Annotated in this window: 17 protein-coding genes; 13 read left to right on the forward strand and 4 right to left on the reverse strand. The window is 66.8% G+C overall.

The annotated features are described in order from the left end of the window. The first annotated feature begins 202 nt into the window (after positions 1-202). From pyk to P2869_RS02195, 6 genes are all read left to right on the forward strand, one after another. Entirely contained in the window at positions 203-1639 is a 1437-nt protein-coding gene (pyk, locus tag P2869_RS02170) for a pyruvate kinase (protein ID WP_017772813.1), read from the forward strand. A 310-nt stretch (positions 1640-1949) separates the two neighbouring features. Beyond that, positions 1950-3014: a class II fructose-bisphosphate aldolase gene (fba, locus tag P2869_RS02175; protein WP_026121040.1), complete on the forward strand. Its 1065-nt coding sequence runs from the start codon at positions 1950-1952 to the stop codon at positions 3012-3014. 239 nt (positions 3015-3253) lie between these two features. Beyond that, the gene (locus P2869_RS02180; protein WP_277597332.1) at positions 3254-4144 is read left to right on the forward strand and encodes a phosphoribosylaminoimidazolesuccinocarboxamide synthase; all 891 of its coding nucleotides are present in this window, start codon (positions 3254-3256) and stop codon (positions 4142-4144) included. Between the two features lie 32 nt (positions 4145-4176). Continuing rightward, complete coding sequence (purE, locus tag P2869_RS02185; protein WP_026121041.1) at positions 4177-4716, forward strand: 5-(carboxyamino)imidazole ribonucleotide mutase; 540 nt, start codon at positions 4177-4179, stop codon at positions 4714-4716. Between the two features lie 60 nt (positions 4717-4776). Beyond that, positions 4777-5988 carry a 5-(carboxyamino)imidazole ribonucleotide synthase gene (locus P2869_RS02190; RefSeq protein WP_277597333.1) on the forward strand — a complete coding sequence of 404 codons (1212 nt, stop codon included), beginning with the start codon at positions 4777-4779 and terminating at the stop codon, positions 5986-5988. A 14-nt stretch (positions 5989-6002) separates the two neighbouring features. Then, positions 6003-7064, forward strand: coding sequence for an L-threonylcarbamoyladenylate synthase (locus tag P2869_RS02195; protein ID WP_277597334.1), 1062 nt, complete (start codon positions 6003-6005; stop codon positions 7062-7064). 182 nt (positions 7065-7246) lie between these two features. Here the strand turns inward: P2869_RS02195 and P2869_RS02200 are convergent, their stop codons facing one another. From P2869_RS02200 to dacB, 3 genes are all read right to left on the reverse strand, one after another. Continuing rightward, positions 7247-8395 (reverse strand): SGNH/GDSL hydrolase family protein, encoded by a 1149-nt coding sequence (locus tag P2869_RS02200; protein WP_277597335.1) that lies wholly within the window; start codon positions 8393-8395, stop codon positions 7247-7249. A 143-nt stretch (positions 8396-8538) separates the two neighbouring features. Then, positions 8539-9486 carry a sterol desaturase family protein gene (locus P2869_RS02205; protein ID WP_277597336.1) on the reverse strand — a complete coding sequence of 316 codons (948 nt, stop codon included), beginning with the start codon at positions 9484-9486 and terminating at the stop codon, positions 8539-8541. Between the two features lie 239 nt (positions 9487-9725). Beyond that, positions 9726-11435 (reverse strand): D-alanyl-D-alanine carboxypeptidase/D-alanyl-D-alanine-endopeptidase, encoded by a 1710-nt coding sequence (gene dacB, locus P2869_RS02210; RefSeq protein WP_277597337.1) that lies wholly within the window; start codon positions 11433-11435, stop codon positions 9726-9728. A gap of 260 nt (positions 11436-11695) precedes the next feature. Here dacB and P2869_RS02215 point away from each other — a divergent pair, with 260 nt between their 5' ends. The 7 genes from P2869_RS02215 to P2869_RS02245 all read left to right on the forward strand — a co-directional run bounded on the left by P2869_RS02215 (position 11696) and on the right by P2869_RS02245 (position 18239). Further along, positions 11696-12355 carry a response regulator gene (locus P2869_RS02215; RefSeq protein WP_042299729.1) on the forward strand — a complete coding sequence of 220 codons (660 nt, stop codon included), beginning with the start codon at positions 11696-11698 and terminating at the stop codon, positions 12353-12355. A 60-nt stretch (positions 12356-12415) separates the two neighbouring features. After that, positions 12416-13720, forward strand: coding sequence for an ATP-binding protein (locus P2869_RS02220; RefSeq protein WP_017772824.1), 1305 nt, complete (start codon positions 12416-12418; stop codon positions 13718-13720). Between the two features lie 184 nt (positions 13721-13904). After that, on the forward strand, positions 13905-15407 hold the full coding sequence (locus tag P2869_RS02225; protein ID WP_017772825.1) for a DegQ family serine endoprotease: 1503 nt from the start codon (positions 13905-13907) through the stop codon (positions 15405-15407). A 205-nt stretch (positions 15408-15612) separates the two neighbouring features. Continuing rightward, positions 15613-16119: a carboxypeptidase-like regulatory domain-containing protein gene (locus P2869_RS02230; protein WP_277597338.1), complete on the forward strand. Its 507-nt coding sequence runs from the start codon at positions 15613-15615 to the stop codon at positions 16117-16119. Between the two features lie 238 nt (positions 16120-16357). Next, positions 16358-16723: a DUF427 domain-containing protein gene (locus P2869_RS02235; protein WP_033350233.1), complete on the forward strand. Its 366-nt coding sequence runs from the start codon at positions 16358-16360 to the stop codon at positions 16721-16723. A 45-nt stretch (positions 16724-16768) separates the two neighbouring features. Then, positions 16769-17506 carry an SRPBCC domain-containing protein gene (locus P2869_RS02240; RefSeq protein WP_017772828.1) on the forward strand — a complete coding sequence of 246 codons (738 nt, stop codon included), beginning with the start codon at positions 16769-16771 and terminating at the stop codon, positions 17504-17506. Between the two features lie 97 nt (positions 17507-17603). Beyond that, complete coding sequence (locus P2869_RS02245) at positions 17604-18239, forward strand: cysteine hydrolase family protein (protein ID WP_277597339.1); 636 nt, start codon at positions 17604-17606, stop codon at positions 18237-18239. A gap of 54 nt (positions 18240-18293) precedes the next feature. Here P2869_RS02245 and P2869_RS02250 read toward each other — a convergent pair whose 3' ends face one another. Further along, on the reverse strand, positions 18294-18959 hold the full coding sequence (locus P2869_RS02250; RefSeq protein ID WP_199541670.1) for a TetR family transcriptional regulator: 666 nt from the start codon (positions 18957-18959) through the stop codon (positions 18294-18296). Positions 18960-19295 lie beyond the last annotated feature (336 nt).

Consider the following 19295-nt stretch of genomic DNA (forward strand, 5'->3'; position numbering starts at 1 on the left):
CGCCTCCAGCGGCGCCGCGCAGACGCTCGCAGAACCCGTAACGCCAGCCACCACGGCAACGCCAGCAACAAGCGCAACACCACCACACAAAGCGACGCCGGCCCGAACCGGCGCGCAACCCATGGCGGTGCCCGCAACGGCACTGCCTGCACGCCCGACTCTCAGCGCACTTCCTAGTGATCTCACCCAGACGAGGAGTTTCATGCATCGCGCCACCAAGATTGTCGCCACCATCGGACCGGCTTCCAGCACGCCGGAGATCCTGCTGCAAATGATGCAGGCAGGGCTCGACGTGGTGCGCCTTAACTTCTCGCACGGCACGGCCGACGACCATCGCCAGCGCGCCGAATTCGTGCGCGAGTGTGCGCGCCAGGCCGGTCGCGAAGTCGCCATCATGGCCGACCTGCAAGGGCCGAAGATTCGCGTGGGCAAGTTCGAGAAGGGCAAGACCACGCTGGTGCCAGGCAGCGCGTTCGTGCTCGACGCAGACTGCGAGCTTGGCAACGACGAGCGCGTCGGCCTCGACTACAAGGACCTGACGCGCGACCTCAAGCCCGGCGACGTGCTGCTGCTGAACGACGGCCTGATCGTGCTCGACGTGGTGCGCGTGATCGGCAGCGAGATTCACACGACGGTGCGCGTGGGTGGCGACCTGTCGAACAACAAGGGCATCAACCGCCAGGGCGGCGGGCTGTCGGCGCCCGCGCTCACGGCGAAAGACATGGAAGACATTCGCACGGCGATGTCGCTCGGCGCGGACTTCATCGCGGTGTCGTTCCCGAAGAACGCCACGGACATGGAGATGGCCCGTCAACTCGCGAACATCGCGGGCGCGCCGTACGGGCTCAAGCCGAAGATGATCGCGAAGATCGAGCGCGCCGAGGCGATCCCGGCGCTGCAAGGCATCCTGGACGCCTCGGACGGCATCATGGTGGCGCGCGGCGACCTCGCAGTCGAAGTGGGCAACGCCGCGGTGCCCGCGCTGCAAAAGCGCATGATCCGCATGGCGCGCGAGTCGAACAAGCTCGTCATCACGGCCACGCAGATGATGGAGTCGATGATCCACGCGCCGGTGCCCACGCGCGCGGAAGTGTCGGACGTGGCGAACGCCGTGCTCGACGGCACGGACGCCGTGATGCTCTCGGCCGAATCCGCGGCGGGCAAGTATCCGGTGCAGACCATCGAAACGATGGCCGCCATTTGCGTCGAGGCCGAGAAGTCCGAGCACGTGGAACTCGACAAGGACTTCCTCGACCGCACGTTCACCCGCATCGACCAGTCCATCGCGATGGGCGCGCTCTTCACTGCTTACCACCTGGGCGCGAAGGCGATCGTCGCGCTCACGGAATCGGGGTCCACGGCGCTGTGGTTGTCGCGTCACTGGACCCATGTGCCGATCTTCGGTCTCACGTCGCGCGTGGGCAGCGAGCGCGCAATGGCGCTGTACCGCAACGTCACGCCGCTGCACCTCGAAACCAGCCACGACCGCGATGTCGCGTTGCAGCAGGCGCTCGAAGTCGTCGTGGCGAAGGGTTTCGCTTCGCGCGGCGACATGGTCGTGCTCACGGTCGGCGAGCCGATGGGCCAGGCGGGCGGCACGAACACGCTGAAGATCGTGCGGGTGGGTGCGCCGTACTAAGTTCGTAGCGGAGCCGGGGTACGAGCGGACAAGAGGCGGCGCGCGAGAGGCCGTGCCAACCGCTCGTCGCCCGGCTTCGTCGCGCAGCCGGCGCTGCGGCTGTCGCCCGAAGCGATAGCCTGCGCACATTCCGGACCCGCGAGAGTGCCCAGGCAGGCGGAACGCCGATTGCTTCGCGATAAAATCGCCCTTATTCGGATGAGCGGCAGCGTGTAACACGGCGCCGCGGCGGTTGAGAAACCCGCCCAGACCGGCCGCGACAGACGGCCGGCAGCACGACAGATTCGTTTCAAATCAAAGGAGTAACACCATGCCTCTCGTATCAATGCGTCAGTTGCTGGACCACGCCGCCGAAAACGGCTACGGCCTGCCGGCATTCAACGTCAACAATCTGGAGCAGGTGCAGGCGATCATGGCGGCGGCGGACCAGGTGGGCGCGCCGGTCATCATGCAGGCGTCCGCCGGTGCCCGTAAGTACGCGGGCGAAGCGTTCCTGCGTCACCTGATCGAAGCGGCCGTGGAGGCGTATCCGCACATTCCGGTGGTGATGCACCAGGATCACGGCCAGTCGCCCGCGGTGTGCCTCACGGCCATCCGCAGCGGCTTCACGAGCGTCATGATGGACGGCTCGCTGCAGGCCGACGGCAAGACGGTGGCCACGTACGAGTACAACGTCGACGTGTCGCGCAAGGTGGTGGAGATGGCGCACTCGATCGGCGTGACGGTGGAAGCGGAGCTGGGTGTGCTGGGCTCGCTCGAAACCATGAAGGGTGACAAGGAAGACGGCCACGGCGCCGAAGGCACGATGACGCGCGAGCAGCTGCTCACCGACGTCGAGCAGGCCGCCGACTTCGTGAAGCTCACGCAGTGCGACGCGCTCGCCATCGCGATCGGCACCTCGCACGGCGCCTACAAGTTCTCGAAGAAGCCGACGGGCGACATCCTCTCGATCCAGCGCATCAAGGAAATTCACGCGCGCATTCCGAACACGCACCTCGTGATGCACGGTTCGTCGTCGGTGCCGCAGGAACTGCTCGCCGAGATCCGCGAATTCGGCGGCGACATGAAGGAAACCTACGGCGTGCCGGTGGAAGAGATTCAGGAAGGCATCAAGCACGGCGTGCGCAAGGTCAACATCGACACCGACCTGCGCCTCGCGATCACCGGCGCGATTCGCCGCTATTTCGCCGAAAACCCGTCGAAGTTCGACCCGCGCGACTACCTGAAGCCGGCGCGCGAAGCCGCGAAGAAGGTGTGCGTGGACCGTTATCTGGCCTTCGGCTGCGAAGGTCAGGCCGCGAAGATCAAGCCCGTTTCGCTCGAAAAGATGGCGCAGAAGTATGTTGCCGGCGAACTGGCGCAGGTCGTCCGGTAAAATACGGCGTTTGGCGGCGCCCTGATTCAGGGCGTCCAGCTTCCCGGCTGGGCGTTCCAACGGTTCGCCGCCTGGCGTGGGCTGGCCGCAGGGCCCGCAGTCACGCGCAGTTGTTACCCGTGCCGCCGTTCCCGCCTGACCGTGGGAACGGCGTCTGGCTTTTGAACAGCCTCGGTTTTTCCCCGTTTCCGCCAGCTCCCGGGCGCCACTTTTTGCAAATCACGACGATGTCTACCCCGATGTCTACTCTCTACGAATCCACGCTCCGCTCGCTGCCGCTGCTTGGCCGCGGCAAGGTCCGCGACAACTACGCGGTGGGCAACGACAAGTTGCTGATCGTCACGACCGACCGCCTCTCGGCGTTCGACGTGATCATGGGCGAGCCGATTCCGGGCAAGGGCCGCGTGCTGAACCAGATGGCCAACTTCTGGTTCGCGAAGCTCGCGCACGTCGTGCCGAACCACCTCACGGACGTCGCGCCGGAAAGCGTCGTCGCCGCGGACGAAGCCGGGCAGGTGCGCGGCCGCGCGGTGGTCGTGAAGCGCCTCGAACCGATCCTCGTGGAAGCCGTGGTGCGCGGCTACCTGGCCGGCAGCGGCTGGAAGGACTATCAGGCCACCGGTTCGGTGTGCGGCGTGCAGTTGCCGCCGGGCCTGCGTAACGCCGAGAAACTGCCCGAGCCCATCTTCACGCCCGCGGCCAAGGCCGAAATGGGCCACCACGACGAGAACATCACGTTCGACGAGATGGAACGCCGCATCGGCACCGAGCTTTCGGCCACCATCCGCGACATCTCGATCAAGTTGTACCAGGAAGCCGCCGACTACGCGGCCACGCGCGGCATCATCATCGCGGACACGAAGTTCGAGTTCGGCCTCGACAACCACGGCAAGCTCTACCTGATGGACGAGGCGCTCACCGCCGACTCCTCGCGCTTCTGGCCGGCCGACCAGTACCAGGTGGGCACGAACCCGCCCTCGTTCGACAAGCAGTTCGTGCGCGACTGGCTCGAAACGCAGAACTGGAAGAAAGAACCGCCCGCGCCGAAGCTGCCCGACGACGTGATCGAAAAGACGTCGCAGAAGTACCAGGAGGCGCTGGAGCGGCTGACTGGCCAGAAGCTCGCGTGAGCCGCCGCGAAGCGCCAGAGGAAGCCAGCACGATGAGCGAAGTCCAGCCAGCCCAGACGACCCACCCGCACGCCCACCAGCATGCCGCGCCCATCGTCGGCGTGCTGATGGGATCGAGTTCCGACTGGGAAGTCATGAAGCATGCCGTTGCGATCCTGCAGGAGTTCGGCGTGCCGTACGAAGCGAAGGTGGTGTCCGCCCACCGCATGCCCGACGAAATGTTCGCCTATGCCGAGAGCGCGCGTTCGCGCGGCCTTGCCGCGATCATCGCGGGCGCGGGCGGCGCGGCGCACCTGCCGGGCATGCTCGCCGCGAAGACCACGGTGCCGGTGCTCGGCGTGCCGGTGGCGAGCAAGTACCTGAAGGGCGTCGATTCGCTCCACTCGATCGTGCAGATGCCCAAGGGCGTGCCGGTTGCAACCTTCGCCATCGGCGAGGCGGGCGCGGCCAATGCGGCGCTCTTTGCGGTGTCGATTCTGAGCGTCACTTCTGCCGAGTACGCGGACAAACTCGCGGCCTTCCGCGTGAAGCAGAACCAGGCTGCGCACGCGATGGTATTGCCCGCGCTCTGATTTCCCGCCGGCCGCGCACGCGCACGAGCGTCGCGCCGCCGGCCGTGACCGACCACTGAGATGAATCCAGACAACGCACCCGTTTCCCCCATCCTGCCCGGCGCGTGGCTCGGCATGGTGGGCGGCGGCCAACTTGGCCGCATGTTCTGCTTTGCCGCCCAGGCAATGGGGTACCGCGTCGCGGTGCTCGATCCCGACGAAAGCAGCCCGGCGGGCTCCGTCGCGGACCGCCATCTGCGCGCCGCCTACGACGACGAAGCCGCGCTCACCGAACTGGCGCGCCTGTGCGCGGCGGTCTCCACCGAGTTCGAGAACGTGCCTTCCGCAAGCCTCGACTTCCTCGCTCGCACCACGTTCGTGAGCCCGGCGGGCCGGTGTGTCGCTGTGGCGCAGGACCGTATCGCCGAAAAGCGTTTTATCGCGGCGGCCGGCGTGCCGGTGGCGCCGCACGTCGTGATCGAGTCGTCGGAGGCGCTTGCCGCCATCGACGATGCCGCGCTCGAAGCCGTGCTGCCCGGCATTCTGAAGACGGCGCGGCTTGGCTACGACGGCAAGGGCCAGGTGAGCGTGGCGAGCGCCCACGACGTGCGCGAAGCGCATGCGTCGCTGGGCGGCGTGGCGTGCGTGCTGGAGAAGCGGCTGCCGCTGAAGTTCGAAGTGTCCGCACTGATCGCGCGCGGCGCAAGCGGCGCCACCGCCGTCTATCCGCTCGCCCAGAATACGCACCGGCACGGCGTGCTCTCGTACACCATCGTGCCCGCGCCCGACGCGAACCCGCAGCTCGTGGAACAGGCGCAGCAGGCGGCGCTCGATATCGCCGCAAAGCTCGGCTACGTCGGCGTGCTGTGCGTCGAGTTCTTCGTGCTCGAAGACGGCTCGCTCGTGGCCAACGAAATGGCGCCGCGTCCGCACAACTCCGGTCACTACACGGTGGATGCCTGCGCGACGAGCCAGTTCGAGCAGCAGGTGCGTGCCATGACCGGCATGCCGCTCGGCGATACACGCCAGCACTCGCCCGCTGTGATGCTCAACATTCTCGGCGACGTGTGGTTTCCCGATGCGGGCAAGACCGGCAAGGGCCCCGGCGCGCCCGTCACGCCGCCCTGGCACGAGGTGGCCGCGATGCCTGCCGCGCGCCTGCATCTGTACGGCAAGGAAGAGGCGCGGCCGGGCCGCAAGATGGGGCACGTGAACTTCACTGCGGCCACGCTCGACGAAGCGCGCACCGCGGCGCGCGATTGCGCTCGCCTGCTGCACATCGCCACGAGCTGAGGCACCTCATCGCCATGCCGGACCGAGACAAGCCTGTCGCCACTTCTACCGCTGTGCCCGCCGCTGCACCGACCGTCAGCCGCGAGGCGATCGAACACGCTGCGGCGTTGCTCGATGCAGGCGAACTCGTCGCGTTTCCCACGGAGACGGTGTACGGCCTCGGCGCGGACGCGCAGAACCCCGAGGCCGTGGCGCGCATTTACGCAGCGAAGGGACGGCCGGCCAATCATCCGGTGATCGTGCATCTGCCGCCGGGCGGCGACCCCGCGTTCTGGGTGGAGTCGTTGCCTGCAGAGGCGCAGAAGTTGATCGATGCCTTCTGGCCCGGCCCGCTTACGCTGATCCTCAAGCGCGCCGCGCACATTCCGGCCGCCGTGAGCGGCGGCCAGGATTCGGTGGGACTGCGTTGTCCGTCGCATCCGGTTGCCCAGGCACTGCTCACGGCCTTTTCGGCGCGCAGGCACGGGCACGGCGGCGTCGCGGCGCCCTCTGCCAACCGCTTCGGCCACGTGAGTCCCACCACCGCGCAGCACGTGCGCGAAGAATTCGGCGACAGCGTCTACGTGCTGGACGGCGGTCCGTCGGACGTGGGTATCGAATCGACCATCCTCGATCTCTCACGCGGCTTTCCGGCGCTGCTGCGCCCCGGGCGCGTCACGCCGCAGGAGATTGCCGACGTGCTGGGCGAAGCGCCGCGTCTGCCCGACGGTTCCGATGCCACGGCGCCGCGCGCCTCGGGCACGCTGAAGGCGCACTACGCGCCACGCACGCCGCTCGTGTTGCTGCCGTTTGAAGCCCTGGAAGCGCTGCTTGCAAAGCGACCCGCCGACGAATGTATCGCGCTGGTGGCCCGCGCTTCGCGAGCAGGCGCGTGGGCGACGGCAGAAGGCGTGCATTTCGTGGCGGCGCCCGAAGACCCGCACGTCTATGCGCGCGAACTCTACGGCTTGCTGCGGGCGCTGGATCGCGCCAACGTTGCGCGCATCCTCGTCGAGAAACTGCCCGACACCATCGCGTGGATCGCCGTGAACGACCGGCTCGGGCGCGCTGCGGCGGCGTTTGAAGCGCGCGAATAAGCGCAACGGACGCGAATAGGCGCAACAGGCGCTACACGGATAACGCGCATCGCAGCCCGCGATTCAAGCCACGACGCAACCCATCCTGAGAGACTCAACGAAACGCCCATCAAAAAAAGGCCCGGCCATCTGAATGGCCGGGCCTTTTTGCTGCTCGCGAGAAGCGCTTCTTATCTGTCGACTTATTTGCCGAGCCCGGATGCCGCGATCTGCTTCTCCACCTGCTGTGCGAAGAGCGCGTGCAGGTGCGTGGTCGGGTGGACCGTGTCCGCGTACATGTACGTCTGGTCTGCGCCGGCGACCGTGTAGGTCTGCGGCGAGCAGAACAGCGACGAAGCAAACGCCTGCGGATTGGTCACGCCGTACTTCGCGGCATTGGTCGCCATCGCGGTGAGGTTACAGGCCGTGCCCGTGTTCGACACCGTGAAGCCGTTGGCCTGAAAGTTGGCCTGAATGCCGTCCTGCCACTGGTCGGCCTGCACGAAGATCACCTTGCTCATCAGGCCCGTCGCCTGCAGCGTGCCCGCGAGCGTCTGGTTGTACGCGGTCACGAGGCCGGCGAAGACTTGCTGGGTCGCCGCGCCGCCCGAGAGACCCTGCGGCGTTTGCGCGATGTCCGGCACGTTCGAGACCACGACGTGCGTGGCGCCCGCGGCGAGCACCGGCGCCACGACGTTCTGCACGAATTGCGTGGCCGCCAGCCCGACTGCGGTCACGGCTTGCTGGACCGCGGTGGACTGGCTCTGGCCAGCGGCTACGGCGGCTTGGACGACGCCGGCCTGGTAGAAGATGTCGTTCGCGCCGCCGTTCAGCAGTACGAGCTGCCCCGAATTGAAGCTCGTGTGCGCGGAGAGGTACTCCTGAACCTGCGTGACGATCGGCACGGTGGTGGCCTGTGCGTAGTCGGGCTGGCCCGCGGGTGCATGGCCGATGCCGTTCGGGTCCGTCACGCGCGAGCCGCCCTGCGCGTAGCCGAGGCCGGTGGATGCCTGAAGCGGCTGGCCGAAGCCGCCCAGGTAGGCCGGCGTGAGCGTGCCGCCGTAGTATTCGGCGACCTTCTGCGTCCAGATTTCGCCGGGGTTCGTCGTGAAGCGGCCGCCGCCGAAGTCGAGCGCGATCACGGGCGAATACGTACCGACGTCCGAGAGGCTATCGCCGAACGATACGACCTGAAGCGTGACGCCGCCCGCCGGTCCGGACGACGACGAATTGCTGCTGCCGCCTCCGCCGCCGCAGGCTGCAAGCAGTGCGAACGCGGCACTGGCGATGGCAGCTTTCGCGAAGCGTGTACGGCTGGCCCGTTTTTGCGGCTGGATTGTCTTGTGGTTCATGTTGACTACATCTCCTCGTATGTTGGCTTTGCGCCAGTGGTGCACGCAGCGTCCCGCCAGGATGAATCCGCGACGACGGGCGCCCGCTTACAGAAACCTCGCTTGCTCAAGGATTGCTCCTTGATTGTTCCCGGATACCTCGTTCACGCGTTGCGCACGGTGCCGGCTTTCGTGTCCGAACCCGCTGCGCTGCTCACGATGCCTGTCGTGGCATTTGTTTGTTCTTGCGCGGCATCGCGCGCCGCATGCCATTGTGCCGCCCAGGCGGGCGGCGCGAACAGGGCCTTGAGGCGATTGCGCCACCCTTTCATGCGCGCCGCATCGACGAGCATCGACGCCCATTCATGGAACGTCGCCTTGAGCGGGTTGTACGTGTGCAGCGGTTCGACGATGCCGTAGACCGGCGGCTCGGCCGGATCTTCGGCTACGTAGCTGCCGAACAGGCGGTCCCAGATCACGAGTACGCCGGCGTAGTTACGGTCGATGTAGCGGTCGTTGCGCGCGTGATGTACACGATGGATCGACGGCGTATTGAAGACGTATTCGAGCCAGCCCAGCTTGCCGATGGCCTGCGTGTGCACGAAGAACTGGAAGGCGAGATTGATGAGCACGATCGCGACGATCTGCGACGGAGGAAAGCCGAGTACCGCGAGCGGAATCCAGAAGACCCACATGCCCGCGACCGGGTACATCAGGCTCTGACGGAAAGCTGTGGAGAGGTTGAGCCGTTCGGACGAGTGATGCACGACGTGCGCGGCCCACAGCCATCGCACGCGATGGCTCGCGCGGTGGAACGCGTAGTAGAGCAGATCCTGAGCCACGAAAAGCAGCACGAACGAGGCCCAGCCCGGCTGTAGCGTGAACAGCCTGAAATGCGCGTAGAAGAACGCGTAGACGGGAATGACGAAGAGCCACGCCACCTTGTCGGCTGCCTGGTGCATGAGCGCGAGCGCAGCGTTGCAGAGTGTGTCGCGCCAGCTGTAGATGCCGCTGCCGGGCTGCGCGCGCGACAGATGCCAGGCTTCCCAGCCGATGCAGCCCACGAAGACGGGCGCCATGGCAAGCAGAAGCAATTCGGCATCGAACCGCATGAGAATGTCTCCCTCCTGGTCTCGGGCATGCGCGGCGGTGGCGCATGCCGGGTCTCGTATTCGTTTGGTGTTTTAAACGCCGCGGCAGGTGCAGCAGAAAGTGCAGTGAAAAGACCTCCGCTGCCGCGTGCTGCCCGACAGGGTACACGCTCCCACGCCCCCGGCGCGAGGCTTTGCTAGAGGGATTCTTCCACGTGCGCCCGGGCCTGGAGAGGGCCCGTTACCGGCGTGAGCGGGCGCTAATGCGCGCCGCGCCGCGGGACGGTTCGAGCCGGTGCCTTGCGGCGCTTCGCGTGTTCGGTCACGTTGACTGTTGTGGCCTGCGGCATGCCCTGGTAGACCCATTCGAGCAGCGCGTCGTGAGCGGCGCGGGCCGCTTCGGAGTGCGGATCGTTGATCAGGCTGACCACGACGTAGGTCTCGCCGTCCGCGGCGGCTACGTAGCCCGCAATCGCCCGCACGTCGCGCAGCGTGCCGGTTTTGATATGCGCGTTGCCGCCCACGGGCAGGTCCGTGAGACGGTGGCGCATGGTGCCGTCCACGCCTGCCACCGGCAGCGATTCGACGAACGGTTGCGCAACCGGGCTCGCATTGGCCGCTTGCAGCAGATTGGCCATCGAGAGCGCGCTGATGTGCTCGTCGCGCGACAGCCCCGAGCCGTTCTGCATTGCGAGGTCCGGCATGTCGAGGCCGCTGCGCCGCAGGAAGGCCGCGATGGCACGCGCGGATTTCTCCGGCGTGGCGGGCGGCTTGTTCGTCACCGCGCCGATCGTCAGAAACAGGTTGCGCGCCATCACGTTGTTGCTGAACTTGTTGATGTCGCGAACGATGTCCGCGAGCACGGGGCCTTCGTGCGTGGCGACGAGCCGCGCACCCGCGGGCACGGCGCCTTCACGGATGGCGCCCGTGCCGCCGTCGGGCCTTGTGAACGTGCCGCCTGTCTGTCGCCACAAGGCGAGGAAACCGCCAGCGAAAAAGGCCGAATGGTCCAGCACCGCGACGTTGATCGTGCGCGCGCCGCAGCGCAACGGATAGTCGCCCGCGAAAGTGGCGGCCACGGTGCCGTTGGTCTCGGGCTCCACGGACGGCGCGAGCGCCGACGCGGCGCCCGTGCAGGGTCCGCGCGTGGCACGCAGACGGTCGTCGATCTGAAGTTGCGCGAGCGCGGGCAGCACGTCGACGGCTACGGAGCCGTCCGGCGACGGCGTGAGCGTGAACGAGAGCGACTTGAACGCGTAGAGCAGCGGATCGGGGCCCACGTTGTAGGGCGCGGTGGCGTCGTCGTCGAAGGGCGGCAGGTCGCGCGTGGAAGGATCGAAGAAGCGTTTGTCGAGCACAAGCGCGCCGTCGATGCCGTTGATGCCGGCCTTGTGGATCTTCTGCACGAGGTCGATCAATTCTTCCGGCACGAGCTTCGGGTCGCCGGTGCCCTGGATGTAGAGGCTGCCGTGCAGCACGCCGTTCACGTCCGTTTCGCCGTCCGCGTAGGCGCTCGTGCGCCAGCGGTAGTCGGGGCCGAGAATCGAGAGGCCCGACCACGTCGTGACGAGCTTCATCGTGGAGGCGGGCATCATCGGTTCGGCCGCGTTGAGCGCCACGACGGGCGTGCGGCTGCCCACCTTTTCGATCACGACGCTGATGGACGAGAGCGGCACGCGGGCGCGCTCGAGTCCGACCATGACCGAGGGCGGCAGCACCGTCGAGACGTTGACCGACGGATGCCGCGCCTTTGCGGGACGCGCGTCGGCGGGCGTTGCGGCGAGGAACCCGGCGCCCGTCGCACACGCGGCGAACAGCGTCGTGACAGCCACCGTGCGGGCTGCGTGCGCGTTGCGTGTGGCTCGCGAATGCTTCGGTGCGGTACTCGTCTGCTCGCGTGATGGCGAGTGAGGGCGGAGCAGATGGCGCACGGACAGGACGACGAGCGAGGCAAGGCGGACGAGCGGCATGGAAGGCGAAATCGGGCAGTCGGCGAACCGCCAGGCTGGCCGGCGCGGTGGCGCGTGCGGCAGGCAGGCGAGCGGTCCGGTGATTCGGACGAAGCGCTCATTGTAGAGACATGCCGCGGCGCTGCGTCAAAAGCCCGGCGCCTTCTTGCGGCCTTCCGTTGCCGCAACCGTCAGGCGCGGGCGCTAGAATGCGGGACTATTCGTCGAGACCTGCCGCGCGCCGCGTGCCGGCTCGACGCCACCGTTTCTTCTCGATCACCATGCGCATATTGCTAGTGGAAGACGACCGCATGATCGCCGAGGGCGTGCGCAAGGCGTTGCGCGGCGAGGGCTTCGCGGTCGATTGGGTGCAGGACGGCGAGGCCGCGCTTTCAGCCGCGTCCGGCGAGCCTTACGATCTCCTGCTGCTCGATCTGGGCCTGCCGAAGCGCGACGGGCTCGACGTGCTGCGCACTCTGCGCGCGCGGGGCCACGCGTTGCCGGTGCTGATCGTCACGGCGCGCGACGCGGTGGCCGATCGCGTGAAGGGCCTCGACGCCGGCGCGGACGACTATCTGATCAAGCCCTTCGATCTCGACGAACTGGGTGCGCGGATGCGCGCGCTGATCCGGCGGCAGTCCGGGCGGTCCGAGTCGGTCATCCGGCATGGCGGGCTCACGCTCGATCCGGCCGCACACCAGGTGACGCTCGACGGCGCGCCCGTCGCGCTTTCCGCTCGCGAGTTCGCGCTGCTCGAGGCGCTGCTCGCGCGCCCTGGCGCCGTGCTCTCGAAGAGCCAGCTCGAAGAGAAGATGTACGGCTGGGGCGAAGAGATCGGCAGCAACACCGTCGAGGTGTACATCCACGCCTTGCGCAAGAAGCTTGGCGCCGACCTGATCCGCAACGTGCGCGGCCTCGGCTACATGATCGCGAAGGACTGACCGGCGCGCACGTCCGCGCATTTCTCCACGTACACCGGAAACCACGGAAACCTCAGGTCGATGCATTCGATTCGCCGTCAATTGCTGTTCTGGCTGCTCGCGCTCGTCGTGGCCGGGGTGGGCGCCGCGGGCTGGCTGATTTATCGCCAGGCGCTCGCCGAAGCCAACGAGCTGTTCGATTACCAGCTGCAGGAAATTGCGGCCGCGCTGCCGTCCGAGCCGTTCTCGCAGGTTCTCGGTTCGCGCGATACCGGCGACGAGGGCATCGTGCTGCAGATCTGGAACCGCAACGGCGTGCTCATGTACTACTCGCATCCGCGCGCGCCGCTTGCGCCGCGTGCCGAGCTCGGTTTTTCCACCGAGCGCACGGACCGCGGCGACTGGCGCGTGTATGGCGCGATCGTCGGCGATAACGTGGTGCAGCTTGCGCAGCCCATCTCGGTGCGCAACCGGCTCGCCGCGAACGTGGCGCTGCGTACGCTGTGGCCGCTTATCGTGCTGCTGCCGTTTCTGGGCCTCGCGGTGTGGACGGTGGTGGGGCGCGGCCTGGCGCCGCTCGCACGCGTGACGCGCGCCCTCGATACGCGTCATCCGGAAGCGCTCGACCCGTTGCCCGAAGGGCGCTTGCCGCACGAAGTGCAACCGCTCGTGCGCGCGCTCAACGCCTTGCTCGAACGGCTCGCCCAGGCGCTGGATACGCAACGCGCTTTCGTGGCCGACGCAGCCCACGAACTGCGCACGCCGCTTGCCGCCGTGCAGATCCAGGCGCAACTGGTTGCGCGCGCAAAGGACGACGAAACCCGCCGCGAGTCGCTGGCGGATCTGCAGGCAGGCGTGATGCGTGCCACCCGGCTCGCGGAACAACTGCTCGCGTTAGCCCGCTCCGAGCCGGACAATCGCGCGTCGGCGCACAACACAGTCGATCTGCACGGTCTGCTCGACGACTGCGTGGCGGCTTACGCGCCGCTTGCGCAGCAACGCGGCGTGGACCTCGGCATCGAAGACAGTGTGCCCGCCACCATCAACGGCAATGCGGAAGCGCTGCGGGTCATGTTCAACAACCTGCTCGACAACGCGACGAAGTACACGCCGGCCGGCGGCCGCGTGGACGTGAGCCTGCGTCTCGCAGAGGGCCATCCTCTCGTGTGTATTGCCGATAGCGGGCCCGGCATTCCCGCGGAGGAACGGCCCCGCGTGTTCGACCGCTTCTATCGCGTCGGCGCCGGCGAGTCGCGCGCGCGCACCGACATATCGGGCAGCGGCCTGGGTCTTGCCATCGTGCGGCGCATTGCGAGCCAGCACGATGCTGAGATCATGCTCGGCGACTCGCCCGCGGGTGGCCTGCTCGTGACCGTGCGGTTCTGACGGGCGACGGGCCATCGGCAGGCCGGCGCGGTCACCGCGCGACGCACCTACGGCACGGGCCGCCAAAGCCGTCTGCGCCAGTCTGCAAGCGGCTCCCAGCCCGCGAATGCTTTAAGACTCCTTTAAGCGACACCCCTTACGCTTCGAGGCATCAAAAAGCATTCCTCTCGACAGGAGCCCTGCAATGAAAGCCAAGATTCTTACCCGCAGTGCCGTTGCCGTGGCAGTCGCCGTCGCGTTGTCGGCGGGTTACGTCGCGGGCCAGCGCAACGTGACGCCGCCTCAGGTCATCACGCCCGCACAAGCCGCCGCGCTGATGCCGGCCGAAGCCGCCGCGAAAACCGGCATTCCCGATTTCTCCGGCCTCGTGGAAACCTACGGGCCGGCGGTGGTGAACATCAGCGCCAAGCACGTCGTGCGGCATACCGCGCAGCGCGGCGGCAACATGCAGTTGCCCATCGACCCGAGCGACCCGTTCTACCAGTTCTTCCGCCACTTCTACGGCAACATGCCCGGCATGCAGGGCGACGATGGCGGCGACGGCGGCGACCAGGCCGACGTGCCCAGCACGAGCCTCGGTTCGGGCTTCATCATCAGCAACGACGGCTACATCCTCACCAACGCGCACGTGGTGGACGGCGCGAACGTCGTGACGGTCAAGCTCACCGACAAGCGCGAGTTCCGCGCGAAAGTGATCGGTGCGGACAAGCAGTCCGACGTGGCGGTGCTCAAGATCGATGCGAAGGGCTTGCCCACCGTGAAGATCGGCGATCCGCGTCAGAGCAAGGTGGGGCAGTGGGTGGTGGCCATCGGCTCGCCCTACGGCTTCGACAACACGGTGACCTCGGGCATCATCAGCGCGAAGTCGCGCTCGCTGCCCAACGAGAACTACACGCCGTTCATCCAGACCGACGTGCCGGTGAACCCGGGTAACTCCGGTGGGCCGCTGTTCAATCTGCAGGGCGAAGTAATCGGCATCAACTCGATGATCTATTCGCAGACGGGCGGCTTCCAGGGCCTTTCGTTCGCTATCCCGATCAATGAGGCGATAAAGGTCAAGGACGACCTCGTGAAGACGGGCCACGTGAGCCGCGGCCGGCTCGGCGTGTCGGTGCAGTCGATGAACCAGACGCTCGCCAACTCGTTCGGCATGCAAAAGCCGCAGGGCGCGCTGGTGAGCTCGGTGGACCCGGGCGGCCCGGCTGCGAAGGCCGGCTTGCAGCCTGGCGACGTGATTCTTTCGGTGAACGGCACGCCGGTGACCGATTCGGCCGACCTGCCCTCGCAGATCGCGGGCATCAAGCCGGGTACGAAGGCCGACATCCAGGTGTGGCGCGACAAGGGCACCAAAAACCTCAGCGTGACCATCGGCACGCTGAACGACACGAAGGTGGCGTCGAACGATTCCACGCCGCAGATGCAGGGCCGCCTCGGCGTCGCCGTGCGTCCGCTTACGCCGCAGGAGAAGAGCGGCACATCGCTCACGCACGGCCTGCTCGTGCAGCAGGCGGGCGGTGCGGCGGCGAGCGCCGGCATCCAGCCGGGCGACGTGATTCTCGCCGTGAACGGCCGGCCCGTGACCTCGGTGGAGCAGTTGAAGCAGATGGTGGCCCAGGCCGGCAGCAGCATCGCGCTGCTGATCCAGCGCGACGACGCACAGATCTTCGTGCCGGTCGATCTGAGCTGAGGCTGCAAGCCTCAGCGGCCAGGCGGCGGACGGGGCAATCCGCAGTCCGTTCGCCCGGTTGCACCGCGTTACATCTTCCCGTGACGCTTTGGGAACCCGGCCGACGAACCGCCGGTCGGTCCAACGTAAGGTTTTGACAGGAGGCGGGCATGCCATGTGCGGCTATGTCCGGCTGAAGCCAACAACCACGTCAGGAGCGTAAAAGATGAATACCCAACGCAAACTACGATCCTTCGCCGCGGTGGCCGCCGTAGCCGGGCTGGCCACCATTGCGTCGGGCGGCTTCGCCACCTCTGCCTGGTCCCAGGCCAGCGACGTGACGGGTGGCAGCACCACCGACAACACGAGCGCGGGCAACGCCAACGGCGGTGGTCTGCCGCAAGTCCAGCAGCAGGGCGACGTGTCGTTCGTCTCGGGCGGCGTGGGTCTGGACGAATCGAAGGCGCTTGAGCGCGCGCAGAGCGAGTGGCCGCTCGCCTTGCGCTTCACCGGCCCCACAGCGGACTATCTCGCGGATGTGCGCGTGCGCATCGTCGATTCGCACGGCGGCGACGCACTCTCCACCACTTCGCGCGGCCCGTTCATGCTGGTGCGGCTGCGTCCCGGCCGTTACACCGTGCACGCAAGCTACAAGGGCGAGGAAAAGGTGAGCGCCGTGACGATACCGGCCAAGGGCACGGCCCGCGCCGGCTTCCACTGGAACACGCAGTAGGTGCGCTGGTTCGTGCGGCTGCGCGCATGAACGCCGCGCAGCCGATTTAACTTTCGTCGATAATGAAGCCACGAATTTGCAGCGTGGCTTTTTCGTTTGGTGTGCCGCAGCATGCGTGCGTTGGCGCAGTGTCTTGCATGCCGCGCGGACGCCCCGGCAAAGGCGCCCGTCGGTGCGGCGCTGCAACATGCCGACGCCTGCGACGCGGCGGCGACTGTTGACGAACAGGGGATCGAATATGGCTGTGGAACCGGCTGCCGATCATCGCATCGATATTGCGGCCAATTCTCATCGCGTGCGAGTCATCCATCAGGGCATCACCGTGGCCGACACGCATCAGGGGCTCACGCTTTCCGAGAGCGGGCTGCCCGACGTCTTTTATTTCCCGCGCGCCGACGTCAACATGGCGCGGCTCGAGCGTTCCGATCACACATCGCACTGTCCGTACAAGGGCAACGCCTCGTACTTCCATCTGCGTACCGAAGACGGCTTGATCGAAAACGCCGCGTGGAGCTACGAGCAACCGTTCGAGAAGGTGAAGGACATTACGGGCTATCTGGCGTTTTACGCTTCGCGCGTCGATCGCATCGACCAGACATCGTGATCGGCGAGGCCGCGCGCTGAAGGGGGAGAAAAGGGGGAGGCCGCCATGGAACTGAACGACGCGTTACGGATTCCACTCGCCCCGTCCGCCGTATGGGACGCGCTGCAGGATATCGCCCTGCTGCGCGCAAGCATGGAGAACTGCGAGTCGTTCCGCCAGCTCGGGCCCGGCGAATACGAACTCACGCTGACCGTGCCGCTCGGGCCGCTGCGCGCGCGCTACGAAGTCCGCGTGCATGTGGTGCCGAAGGAAGGGCAGGAGCCCTATGCGCCTGAACGTACGTTGAGCTTCAAGGCGCGTGCCGACGGCGTCGGCTCGCTGCGCGGGCAGATCGACGTCTCGCTGCGTGCGGACGACCATCCCGCGGGGCCGGCGGGTCTCTCGAAGGGTGCGAGCACGCGCGTCGATTACTCGGTGTGGGCGACGCTCGCGGGACCGCTTGCGCAGTTGCCGCCGCGGCAACTCGAAAATGCGCTGCACGATCTCGCCGACGACTTCTTCACCGAGTTCTGCGCAGTCGTTCAAGCCAAGCACGGCCAGGGGCCGAACCGCGCGCGCGGCACGACGGCGCGGCGTCAGCATGTGTTCCTTCGACCCATCAGTCTCGCGGGTGTCGCCCGCCGCGCGCATCTCGCCCAACACGGCGGCACGTTGAGCGGACGCGCCGCGAGCACGCTGCGCCACGAAAGTGCGCCGCATGCGGTGCCGACCTGGGCCTGGGCCGCCATGATTTTCTTCGTCGCGCTGCTGTTGTACGTGGCGCGCTGGTTCGCGCAAGGGTGAACGCGCCGAGGACTCGGGCGCTTTGAACTTGAGCCGTCGCGTGCGCTCTGGCATGCTGCCCGCCGCACACCTATCCCGTTACGCAAGGAGCGTTTCCATGTCGCTGCCGCCCCGTCGCGCGCTCATCGTTATCGACGTACAGAACGAGTACGTCGATGGCAACCTGCTGATCGAGTATCCCAACATCAACCACTCGCTTGCGAACATCGGCCGCGCCATCGACGCCGCCCGTTCGGCGCGCGTGCCCGTGATCGTCGTGCAGAACTTTGCGCCTGCCGGTGCGCCGATCTTCGCTCGCGGCAGCCGCGGCGCGGAACTGCACGAGGTGGTGGCGTCGCGCGCGCATGACCACTACGTCGAGAAGTCGCTGCCAAGCGCATTTGCCGGCACGGACCTCGCCGACTGGCTGGCCGCCCGCGAGATCGACACGCTCACCGTCGTCGGGTACATGACGCACAACTGCGATGCGTCCACCGTCTACCATGCTGTCCACGCGGGCCTGACGGTGGAATTTCTCGCCGATGCAACGGGGTCATTGCCGTACGAGAACGGGGCGGGTTTCGCTTCGGCGGAGGAGATTCATCGCGTGTTCTGCGTGGTGTTCCAGTCGCGCTTTGCGGCGGTGGCGAACACCGACGAGTGGATCGCGGCGGTGGAGGCCGGCGCGCCGCTCGAGCGCGGCACCATCTACGCCTCGAACCAGAAAGCGCGGGCCGGGCGCGAAGCCGCCTGAGCGGCGCGTTGGCTGCAGCGGCTGCCGGGCGCGCGCCCGGCGAGCCGTCGGCGTTCAGGCTACCGGCCGGTCCGTGGATGGTGCGGGCGCAACCCGCAACGCAGGGCTGTAGCGGATCGCGTCGAGCATGGCATCGACGGTGCGCTCGGCGCCTTGGGCCATGTCGAACAGATCGGGCGACATCAGCATGTCGCGCAGCGCGCCGCCAATCACCGAATGAAGCAGCCGTGCCGCGCGCGCGGCATCGAGATCCGCGGGCAGCTGCCCCTTGGACATGGCATTGAGCAAACCGCCTTCGATGTTGACGAGCGCTTCTCGTATGTTGGTCTGGTGACGTTCCACGACCGGACCCATTTCTTCCACGAACTCGCACTTCAGAAACAGGATGTCGAACACGCGCCGACGATGTTCGTCGGTGGCCGTGCCGTGCAGGCATAGCACGCACAGGTCGCGTATGCGGCCGAGCGGATCGGGTTCGCTGGGGTCGCGCGACGCGGCCTTCAGTTCGTCGAACGGCAGCAGCACGCGATCGAACATGGCGGTGAACAGGTCGCCCTTGTTGGCGAAGTGCCAGTAGATGGCACCGCGCGTGACGCCGGCGGCGTGAGCGATGTCGGCGAGCGAAGTGCGCGACACGCCCTTCTCGAAGAAGACGCGCTCCGCGGCGTCGAGGATGCCGTTGCGTGTTTCCAGCGCTTCCTCTTTCGTACGTCGAACCATAATCGTCTGACCTGCTCTGATTGCGTTGCTGCGGGGGCTGCTTGAACGATCGTCGCAACAATTGGATTGTTGCGACACAAGAAAGCGAAACAATCGGGCGGAAATTTTGTGCTCGCCACCCATCCACGCTTTTACATTCGTTCATGAATGTATCTATAATAGCACCCCATCGGCCGGTTGCCGAGGCAGGGATGACCCGGTAATCGGTTAATATCCGTCACTGTTGCTTACGGAAGTATTCGCGCCGGCCGGTTCCGGCGGCGCATGGGTGTCTCCCTTTCAGTCGGGGAGCTCCACCCGATATCCCTGCGTGATCGCCTTCAGGCGTCCGGTCAC

It is taken from the genome of Paraburkholderia sp. SUR17 (assembly GCF_029536165.1).
GTDB lineage: Bacteria > Pseudomonadota > Gammaproteobacteria > Burkholderiales > Burkholderiaceae > Paraburkholderia > Paraburkholderia kururiensis.